This window comes from Burkholderia sp. SIMBA_051 (assembly GCF_046534915.1).
Lineage (GTDB): Bacteria > Pseudomonadota > Gammaproteobacteria > Burkholderiales > Burkholderiaceae > Burkholderia > Burkholderia ambifaria.
In genome coordinates this window covers 1-270 of record NZ_JAWRXS010000300.1, presented here as the reverse complement: position 1 = coordinate 270, position 270 = coordinate 1, and the positions used below count along the sequence as shown (strand labels likewise).

The window sequence follows — 270 nt, the reverse complement described above, 5'->3', positions numbered from 1 at the left end:
ATCGTTCGCCAGCGGGTGTGAGGCTCGCACCCGTCGTTCCGCGCACCATCAGAGACAGGCCGCATACCTGTTCGAGTTTTCGTAACCGCTCGCCGACCGCGGAGTGTGACCGGTACAGGCGAGACGCTGCCGCTGACAGACTGCCGGAGTCTGCGACGACAACTAGCGTGTTGAGAAGATCCAGATCCAAAGCGCGAGGCATCTATCCACCGAAAGGCACACGTCGTCGCGATTGGACGCGGCTATCCGCGCTGAGGAAAGGCCTGCATG

1 protein-coding gene is annotated in these 270 nt (G+C 61.9%); it reads right to left on the bottom strand.

Features of this window, described 5'->3' with window-relative positions; genetic code table 11:
- The coding region (locus SB771_RS34610; protein WP_410721989.1) for a LysR family transcriptional regulator at positions 1-202 on the bottom strand (202 nt) is incomplete at its 3' end.
- Positions 203-270 lie beyond the last annotated feature (68 nt).